The sequence below is a fragment of the Bartonella sp. TS25HLJMH genome (assembly GCF_042193505.1).
Taxonomy (GTDB): Bacteria; Pseudomonadota; Alphaproteobacteria; order Rhizobiales; family Rhizobiaceae; genus Bartonella; species Bartonella grahamii.
This window is the reverse complement of the sequence record NZ_JBHILV010000097.1, coordinates 1-727: the sequence shown is the minus strand read 5'-3', so window position 1 is coordinate 727 and position 727 is coordinate 1. Positions and strand designations below refer to the sequence as shown.

Sequence of the window (727 nt, the reverse complement as noted above, 5' to 3'; positions counted from 1 at the left end):
TACAGAGAGTTTTGCCTATTTGAGTAGAAAGTTTTAAAAGAGGTTTCTTTATTGTTTTCTATGATGGTTTTTGACGACAGGATGTTCTTGATCGCATGATGTCTCGTTTATATGCGTGTTGAGTGGCTTAGAGGAGCTGGAGAGTGAATTTATCTCTAATTATTGATAAATATATTGTAGCATTAAACTGGGGATATTGATGTATTAACCATTGACGGGCTAAACAGTTTTGTTTAGAGGCTTCTTTATATAAATGTGGGGGAGAGATCTTCAGCAGTTAAAATAAAGTGGTTTTTGGGTGTCACTTTTCTTTGGTTACAGAGGCATGTGCTTTTGTTAAAAGCGTCATAGGGCAGTGGCTGTTTTGAGTGGACTTGTTAGAGGTTCCATGAAGTTCTTTTAAAGAGTGCTTCATGAATAGTGCAAAGCGGGGGCAATCTGTATTGTTTTCTGTATTTTTACGCCAAAGTTCTCTTTTGAGAATTTTTCGTGCCATTGTTGTTTTCTTTGGCTTGTTTACAGGTGTAAATGTTTATGCGCGCTCCTCAGCTATTTTTCATTCCCCAACAGATAATTTTTCTCGCCAACAATCTGAGAAGCAGCAATTAGAAAGAATTGAGAAATTACGGTCTTTAACGCCTAAAAGGATCAAGACGCCTTCAGAGCAAAATCCAGAAATGCTTTTGGGTGGGAAGCAATGTTTTCCAATTCATGCTGTTGTTGTTGA

General features: G+C 37.4%; 1 pseudogene. It reads left to right on the top strand.

The window, feature by feature from the left end:
- Positions 1 to 413: 413 nt before the first annotated feature.
- Positions 414 to 727 (top strand): annotated as a pseudogene (locus ACFINF_RS09440) (ShlB/FhaC/HecB family hemolysin secretion/activation protein); the annotation flags it as partial.